The sequence below is a fragment of the Aeromonas sp. HMWF014 genome (assembly GCF_963878295.1).
Classification (GTDB): Bacteria; Pseudomonadota; Gammaproteobacteria; order Enterobacterales; family Aeromonadaceae; genus Aeromonas; species Aeromonas popoffii.
This window is the reverse complement of sequence record NZ_CAWNYS010000500.1, coordinates 1-8,481: the sequence shown is the minus strand read 5'-3', so window position 1 is coordinate 8,481 and position 8,481 is coordinate 1. Positions and strand designations below refer to the sequence as shown.

The 8,481-nt window shown below is 59.6% G+C and carries 6 protein-coding genes, 2 tRNA genes and 1 pseudogene; 8 read left to right on the top strand and 1 reads right to left on the bottom strand.

The features are described from left to right. A pseudogene (locus AAC083_RS19640) lies at nt 1–795 on the bottom strand (DNA mismatch repair protein MutS); the annotation flags it as partial. Between the two features lie 292 nt (nt 796–1,087). On the opposite strand from AAC083_RS19640, the gene AAC083_RS19635 reads away from it, so the two are divergent. The 8 genes from AAC083_RS19635 to AAC083_RS19600 all read left to right on the top strand — a co-directional run bounded on the left by AAC083_RS19635 (nt 1,088) and on the right by AAC083_RS19600 (nt 8,331). Next, complete coding sequence (locus AAC083_RS19635; protein WP_108537506.1) at nt 1,088–1,579, top strand: nicotinamide-nucleotide amidohydrolase family protein; 492 nt, start codon at nt 1,088–1,090, stop codon at nt 1,577–1,579. Nucleotides 1,580–1,659: 80 nt separating this feature from the next. Beyond that, entirely contained in the window at nt 1,660–2,721 is a 1,062-nt protein-coding gene (gene recA / locus AAC083_RS19630; RefSeq protein ID WP_108537505.1) for a recombinase RecA, read from the top strand. A 35-nt stretch (nt 2,722–2,756) separates the two neighbouring features. Beyond that, nucleotides 2,757–3,260 carry a regulatory protein RecX gene (locus tag AAC083_RS19625; protein WP_108537504.1) on the top strand — a complete coding sequence of 168 codons (504 nt, stop codon included), beginning with the start codon at nt 2,757–2,759 and terminating at the stop codon, nt 3,258–3,260. Nucleotides 3,261–3,775: 515 nt separating this feature from the next. Beyond that, on the top strand, nt 3,776–6,400 hold the full coding sequence (alaS, locus tag AAC083_RS19620; RefSeq protein WP_108537503.1) for an alanine--tRNA ligase: 2,625 nt from the start codon (nt 3,776–3,778) through the stop codon (nt 6,398–6,400). Between the two features lie 16 nt (nt 6,401–6,416). Next, nucleotides 6,417–7,664, top strand: coding sequence for an aspartate kinase (locus AAC083_RS19615; protein ID WP_042035246.1), 1,248 nt, complete (start codon nt 6,417–6,419; stop codon nt 7,662–7,664). A 93-nt stretch (nt 7,665–7,757) separates the two neighbouring features. Further along, the gene (gene csrA / locus AAC083_RS19610) at nt 7,758–7,946 is read left to right on the top strand and encodes a carbon storage regulator CsrA (protein ID WP_026456466.1); all 189 of its coding nucleotides are present in this window, start codon (nt 7,758–7,760) and stop codon (nt 7,944–7,946) included. Nucleotides 7,947–8,158: 212 nt separating this feature from the next. After that, nucleotides 8,159–8,251: transfer RNA gene (locus AAC083_RS19605), tRNA-Ser, on the top strand. Nucleotides 8,252–8,254: 3 nt separating this feature from the next. After that, a tRNA-Arg gene (locus tag AAC083_RS19600) sits at nt 8,255–8,331 on the top strand. Nucleotides 8,332–8,481: the final 150 nt, after the last annotated feature.

The window sequence follows — 8,481 nt, the reverse complement described above, 5'->3', positions numbered from 1 at the left end:
GGGCAGGGCGGTGCGCTGGGTGTCTTTGACGTACTGCATCAGGCAACCGGCGGCGCACAGGGCTGTCTCGCTCTTGTCGACCCCGAAGCCGACCAGATCCTGGGTGCCGAACTGCTGGCACAAGAGGGTGCGGGCGGTGCCGAGCTCGAACTCCCACTCGGGGCGACGACGCAGACCACGGCGACCCTCGACGTGCTGTAAAAACGCGAAGGATTCGGGATAGAGCAGCTCCGCCGGATTGGTGCGTTGTAGCTCCGCCAGTAACGTCTCTTCCTTGTCGAACTGGTTGATGAAGAAGCGGCCCGAACCGATGTCCATGGTGCCATAGCCGAAGCGGCGGCCATCGTGGTAGACGGCGGCGATCAGGTTATCCTGCCGTTCGCTGAGCAGTGCCTCATCGGAGACGGTGCCCGGGGTGATGATGCGAATGACCTTGCGCTCCACCGGCCCCTTGCTGGTGGCGGGATCCCCCACCTGCTCGCAGATGGCGGCGGATTCACCGAGCTGTATCAGCTTGGCCAGGTAGCCTTCGATGGCGTGATAGGGCACCCCCGCCATGGGGATTGGGGTGCCCGCCGACTGGCCGCGCTTGGTCAGGGAGATATCGAGCAGCTGGGAGGCCTTGCGGGCATCGTCATAGAACAGCTCGTAGAAGTCGCCCATGCGATAGAACAGCAGGATCTCGGGGTTCTCGGCCTTGAGGCCAAGGTACTGCTGCATCATGGGCGTGTGGGCGCTCAGATTGGCGCCGGGCGCGGAGCCAATGGCGCCGCTGGCTTGGTGTTGTGCTGTCATGTTCTATTCCAGAAGGGGCCTCTTCGGGCCTGGGTCTGCGGTGATGAGCATTGAACTTGATGGCGCCATTCTACACGTAAGCGCCGCCGCAGTGGAGGCATGGCTGCCATGGTGCTGCCCGCATAGCCCAAGCCCCGCAGGCAAGCCTTGGCAGGCTGCGCCTGCACGAAGCGGCCCCAGCACCACACATCAGTGCCGCGACGGGGGCGGTCCGGTTCTGCCCTGCGGCGGTTGCGGGCGACAGGATCGGGATCGCATAATGTACCCTTTGAGCGAACCAGAAGGAGCCGGGATGAAACTGGATGCAGAGATAGAGCACCTCGCCCCCGAGCTGGGCCTGGCCCTTAGCCAGCGTGGCTGGCTGGCGGCCACCGCCGAATCCTGTACCGGTGGCGGGGTGGCCACGGCCATCACCGACATAGCCGGCAGCTCCGGCTGGTTCGATCGCGGCTTTGTCACCTACACCAATGAGGCCAAGCAGCAGATGCTGGGGGTGAGCGACCAGAGCCTGCGGGAACAGGGCGCCGTGAGCGAGGCCGTGGTGCTGGAGATGGCCCGTGGCGCGCTGGCGAACTCGTCGGCCGCCATCAGCGTGGCCATCAGCGGCATCGCGGGCCCCGGCGGCGCCACAGAGGACAAACCGGTCGGCACCGTCTGGTTCGCCTGGGCGGATCGCAGTGGTCGTCATCACTCCCTGCTGGCCCGGTTCGACGGGGACCGGCGACAGGTACGCCAGCAGGCGGTCAGGCAGGCCCTGGCCGGTCTGTTGGCCCTGCTCAGATAAATTGGGCTTGATACTGTATGAATAGACAGTATACTTAGCCCAACTTCACTTCTTACTCACGATTTCCAGCGGAGATTGGCATGGATCAGAACAAACAGAAGGCACTGGCGGCTGCGCTGGGTCAGATTGAAAAGCAGTTCGGCAAAGGTTCCATCATGCGTCTGGGCGACAGCAAGACCATGGATATCGAAGCCATCTCTACCGGTTCCCTCTCTCTGGACGTGGCGCTGGGCATCGGTGGCCTGCCGTGTGGTCGTATCGTCGAGATCTACGGCCCGGAATCTTCCGGTAAAACCACCCTCACCCTGCAGGTGATCGCGGAAGCCCAGAAGAAGGGCAAGGTCTGTGCTTTCATCGATGCGGAACACGCCCTCGACCCCATCTATGCGGCCAAGCTGGGCGTCAACGTTGACGACCTGCTGATCTCCCAGCCGGATACCGGTGAACAAGCGCTGGAAATCTGCGACATGCTGGTTCGCTCCAACGCCGTTGACGTCATCATCGTCGACTCGGTGGCGGCCCTGACGCCGAAAGCGGAAATCGAAGGGGAGATGGGTGACTCTCACGTCGGCCTGCAGGCCCGTCTGATGTCCCAGGCGCTGCGCAAGTTGACCGCCAACATTAAAAATGCCAACTGCCTCTGTATCTTCATCAACCAGATCCGGATGAAGATCGGCGTCATGTTCGGCAGCCCGGAAACCACGACTGGTGGTAACGCGCTCAAGTTCTACGCCTCCGTGCGTCTGGATATCCGTCGCATCGGCGCTATCAAGGAAGGTGACGAAGTGGTCGGTAACGAGACCCGCGTCAAGGTGGTCAAGAACAAGGTTGCCCCGCCCTTCAAGCAGGCTGAATTCCAGATCTTCTACGGTGTTGGTATCTCCAAAGAGGGCGAACTGGTGGATCTGGGCGTCAAGCACAAGCTGATCGATAAGGCCGGCGCCTGGTACAGCTACAACGGCGAGAAGATCGGTCAGGGCAAGGCCAACGTGATGAAGCTCTTCTCCGAGAACAAGGCGATGGCGGCCGAGGTAGAAGCCAGATTGCGTGAACTGCTGCTCTCCGGTGATGCGCCGGCCGAGAAGCCGGTGGTGGCGGAGGCTGACGAGCTCGAAGCCGAAAGCGAACAAGAGTTCGAATAACAGGAAGGCCGGGCTAACCCCCGGCCTTGTCATTTATGGCTGATATATCTACTCCCAGCGAGCCCCCTGAACTCTCCTTCGAAGAGCTGTTTGCCTCAGCCAAAGCCTTCGCCATGCGCAGTCTGGCTCGCCGCGAGAGCGCCGAGTCGGAGCTGGCCAATCGGCTGCGCAAGCAGGATTTCAATGATGAGGTGATCAGTGCTGTGCTCGACTATTGTCGCGGCTACCACTGGGTCGATGACGAGCGTTATGGCGCCATGGCAGTACGAGCCGGTGCGACCAAGGGGCAGGGGCCCATCAAGATCCGCTTCGATCTGCGCCGCAAGGGGCTGAGTGATGCGCAGATAGAGGCCGCCTTCGAGCAACCCGAGCTGGACTGGTTCGAGCTTGCACTCGAGTTGCTGCAACGACGGGCCAGGGTCAGTGATCTGGGGGATTTCAAACTGCGGATGAAGTGGATCAAGTATCTGCTAGGGCGCGGATTCAACCAGGATCAGGCCCGTTATGCCATCGCAGCCATGATGGAGCAGAGTGCCTAGCGTGGCGTTTGCCACTGACTGTTGAATGGGTCGTGAGGAAAGTGACTTGAAGAGGGTGTCTGGACGGCTCGTTGTCATGGCTATCGCAGCTGGCTTCACCACGCTGGCTGTCGAGAGGTTTGCCATCGCGGCCCGGAGCGTCTCTTGAACGACTCAAGGTATATCCTTTCTTCCACTGTGCTTGCATTGACCGGGCTCCTTGCCAGGCACCTGGCCCGCGCAGGTCATGAGTGCCAAGACTGCGCAGCATAGCGTCACCCGCTTGCGATTCAGCCATGGCTGGCCGAATGGCCGACATGACGCCGAGGGGTTGCTCTTTCGGATCCGAGCTTGAAAATTCTCCCGCTGCGGACCCCATCTCACCGGTAAAAACGGCAGGGTTGCCTCCCTGCTCTGCCAACACAGCGTGATGCGCGCTTTTTCACCCGTCACGGGCTGGTACGTTTTACTTTACCCCGCAGAAAACTTACATTAATGCGGTTAAAAGTCCGTATTCGAATCAAGCAGGATTTTCCATGTATATGTCCACGTCAGAGTTACGCTCAGCGTTCCTCGAGTATTTCCGCTCCCAGGGGCACCAGGTTGTCTCCTCCAGCTCGCTGGTGCCGCATAACGACCCGACCCTGTTGTTCACCAACGCAGGTATGAACCAGTTCAAGGATGTATTCCTTGGCGCCGACAAGCGTGCCTATAACCGCGCCACCACGGCCCAGCGTTGCGTGCGGGCTGGCGGTAAGCACAATGACCTGGAAAACGTCGGCTATACCGCTCGTCACCACACCTTCTTCGAGATGTTGGGCAACTTCAGTTTCGGTGACTACTTCAAGCAGGACGCCATCCGGTTTGCCTGGGAATTCCTGACCGGGACCCTCAAGCTGCCCAAAGAGCGCCTGCTGGTAACCGTGTATGAAACGGATGATGAAGCCTTCGACATCTGGGCAAATGAAATGGGTGTGCCGGTCGAGCGCATAGTGCGCATCGGTGACAACAAGGGTGCTCCGTTTGCCTCCGATAACTTCTGGCAGATGGGTGATACGGGTCCGTGCGGCCCCTGCACCGAGATCTTCTATGACCACGGCGATCACCTCTGGGGTGGCCCTCCTGGTTCACCGGAAGAAGATGGCGACCGTTTCATCGAGATCTGGAACGTGGTCTTCATGCAGTTCAACCGTCAGGCCGACGGCACCATGGCACCGCTGCCCCGTCCGTCAGTGGACACCGGCATGGGGCTGGAGCGTATCTCCGCCATCATGCAGGGAGTGCACTCCAACTATGAAATCGACATCTTCCAGGCACTGATCAAGAAAGCGGCCGAGATAGTCGGAACCACGGATTTGAACAACCAGTCCCTGCGGGTTATCGCCGATCACATTCGTTCCTGCGCCTTCCTGGTGGCGGACGGTGTCATGCCATCCAATGAAGGCCGTGGTTATGTGCTGCGTCGCATCATCCGCCGCGCCGTGCGTCACGGGCGCAAGCTGGGTGCCACCGACGTCTTCTTCTACAAGCTGGCCGCCGAACTGGCCGTGCAGATGAAAGACGTGGCGGCCGAGCTGATCGCCCAGCTGCCGCTGGTCGAGCGCGTACTGCGCATCGAGGAAGAGCAGTTCGTCCGCACCCTGGATCGCGGCCTGCTGCTGCTGGAAGACGTGCTGACCAACCTGGGCGACGCCAAGATTATCCCGGGCGAGGTGGTGTTCAAGCTGTATGACACCTATGGCTTCCCGGCTGACTTGACCGCCGATGTGGTGCGCGAGCGCGAGATCGGTATCGACGAAGAGGGCTTCAATGCCGAGATGGAGAAGCAGCGCGCCCGCGCGAAAGAGGCCTCCAGCTTCGGTGTGAACTACAACGAGGTGCTCAAGCTCGACTTCGAGACCCCGTTTACCGGTTACAAACAGCTGAGTCAGAAGACGACCGTCGTTGGCATCTACAAGGATGGCGTCGAAGTGAACGGCCTCATCTCAGGTGAAGAAGCCGTGGTAGTGCTGGCCGAAACCCCCTTCTACGCCGAGTCCGGCGGTCAGGTGGGTGACTGCGGTATCCTCAAGGTGGATGACGGCATCTTCGCCGTGACTGATACCCAGAAAGCGGGCAAGGCCGTCATTCACAAGGGGTATCTGGAGCTGGGCACCCTGGAGAAGGGGGCCGAGGTCGAGGCCGTGGTCGATGGCGAGCGCCGTCAGGCCGTGGCCCTGAATCACTCGGTGACTCACCTGCTGCACGCAGCCCTGCGTCAGGCGCTGGGGGATCATGTGACTCAGAAGGGGTCTCTGGTGGGCGCCGAGCGCATGCGCTTTGACTTCTCCCACTTCGAAGGCCTGACCATGGCGACCATTCGCCGGGTCGAAGAGCTGGTCAACGCCCAGATCCGTGCCAACCATGACGTCAACACCCAGGTGATGGATCTGGAAGCGGCCAAGTCGGCCGGTGCCATGGCGCTGTTTGGTGAAAAATATGAAGACGACGTGCGCGTGGTGCGCATGGGCGACTACTCCACCGAGCTGTGCGGCGGTACTCACGCCAAGCGCACCGGTGACATCGGCTTCTTCAAGATCATCGCCGAGAGCGGCATTGCCGCCGGCGTGCGTCGTATCGAAGCCGTGACCGGCAAGGGGGCTATCGATTTCATGCACCAGATGGGTGAGCAGATCGAAGAGGCCGCGGCGCTGGTGAAGGGGGATCAGTTCTCCATCGCCGATAAAGTGCGCCAGATGCTGGACAAATCCAAGATGATGGAGCGCGAGCTGGAGCAGCTCAAGGCCAAGCTGGCGGCTCAGGCTGGCAGCGACCTGCTCAGTCAGGTGATCGAGATCAATGGCCGGAAGGTGCTGATTGCAGCACTGGAAGGGGCTGATCCCAAGTCACTGCGTGGCATGCTGGACGAGCTGAAGAATCAGATGAAATCCGGTGTCGTGCTGTTGGCAACCAGCAGCGATGACAAGGTCAACTTGATCGCCGGCGTGACCAGTGATTTGACCGGCAAGGTCAAGGCTGGTGAGCTGGTCAATCTGGTGGCCCAGCAGGTGGGCGGCAAGGGCGGTGGTCGGCCCGACATGGCGCAGGCGGGCGGTACCCAGCCGGAAGCTGTGCCTGCGGCACTGCAATCTGTTCACTCCTGGCTGGAAGAGCGCCTGTAAGCGGGCGAGGTGATCTGTGGCACTCTATGTACAGAAGTACGGCGGCACCTCGGTCGGCACGCTGGAGCGGATCGAGGCGGTGGCTGAGCGGGTTCAACTGACCCGCGCCCAGGGACACGACGTGGTGGTGGTTGTCTCCGCCATGTCGGGCGAAACCAACCGGTTGCTGGGCATGGCTCAGCAGCTGGATCCGGATGCCAACCGGCGCGAGATGGATGTGCTGGTTTCCACCGGTGAGCAGGTCACCATAGCGCTGCTGGCGATTGCGTTGAACAAACGCGGTTGTTCCGCGGTCTCAATGACCGGCGATCAGGTCCGTATTCATACCGACTCCGCCTATGGCAAGGCGCGTATCAGCCACATTGATACCGAGCAGGTTCAGGCTGAGCTGGGCGCGGGCAAGGTGGTGGTGATCGCCGGATTTCAGGGCCGTGATGCGCATAATGCCATCACGACGCTGGGACGCGGTGGTTCGGATACCACAGCAGTGGCGGTAGCGGCAGCCATCAAGGCCGATGAATGCCAGATCTTTACCGATGTGGATGGGGTCTATACCACGGATCCGCGCATCGAACCCAAGGCCCGTCGTCTCTCCACCATCACCTTTGAGGAGATGCTGGAGATGGCGAGCCTGGGGGCCAAAGTGCTGCAGATCCGTTCGGTGGAGTTCGCAGGCAAGTACCGCGTGCCACTACGGGTGCTGTCGAGCTTTGTCGATGGAGAGGGAACTTTAATCACATATGGAGGTGAGAGGATGGAAGCTCCCTTGGTATCCGGGATTGCGTTCAATCGCAACGAGGCCAGCCTGACCATTCTGGGGGTGCCGGACCGGCCAACGGTGGCGGCGCAGATCCTGAATCCGATCAGCGATGCCAACATTGATGTCGACATGATAGTGCAGAACACCCTGGGGGATGGCACCGCCGATTTCACCTTCACGGTAAATCGCGATGACTATCGCCGGGCACGCGCCCTGCTGGAGGAGACTGCCAGCGAGCTGGGCGCCGCCTGCGTGCAGGGCAACGGTGAGATAGCCAAGGTGTCCATCGTCGGCGTCGGCATGTGGAATCATCCTGGCGTCGCCCGCACCATGTTCAAGGTATTGGGCGAGGAGGGGATCAACATGCAGTTGATTTCCACCTCTGAAATCAAAATATCCGTGGTGATTGACGAGAAGTACCTGGAGCTGGCGGTGCGCGCGTTGCACGCTGCTTTCGGGCTGGATAATGAGCCTCATGAGCAGCCCTTGGGGAACAATCCCTGATTGATTTAGTTTCAACCATTTACCATATCGGTATCTTTGTAAGATAATGTCGTATATCGATATAAATACAAAACAGGCTACAGGAGCAAGCGAATGCTTATTTTGACTCGTCGTGTAGGGGAAACCCTGATGATTGGTGATGAAGTGACTGTCACCGTACTGGGCGTTAAAGGCAATCAGGTTCGTATCGGTGTGAACGCACCGAAAGAGGTCTCCGTGCACCGCGAAGAGATCTACCAGCGGATACAGGCCGAGAAAGTTCCGGGCCAACCGAATTTCTAAGCCGCATCGATAGCTGCTTGAAGGCGACACCTCTGTGTCGCCTTTTGTTTTTCCGTGCCCCGGGAATTGGCTTTCAAGGTACTAAACTGCGGCATAAGTACTGATATTGTTTGAATATTCCACGCTTTGACCAAATGCTGAGCTAACGCACTTTTTTCTCCAAAAAAGTGTTTGACTAAAAATCCCTGTGAAGTATTATCAGCCCCGCAAACGGAGAGGTGGCCGAGAGGCTGAAGGCGCTCCCCTGCTAAGGGAGTATGCGGCTTATACCCGCATCGGGGGTTCGAATCCCCCCTTCTCCGCCATTTGCGCCCGTAGCTCAGCTGGATAGAGTACCTGGCTACGAACCAGGTGGTCGGAGGTTCGAATCCTCCCGGGCGCACCATATTACGACTCAAGCAAGAGTCATGTGTTGACCATCAGCAAGTCGACACTTTGGAAAAGGCTTACTGATAAGTAAGCTTTTTTTATCGTTTAAAATCAGGGCGCCCGTAGCTCAGCTGGATAGAGTACCTGGCTACGAACCAGGTGGTCG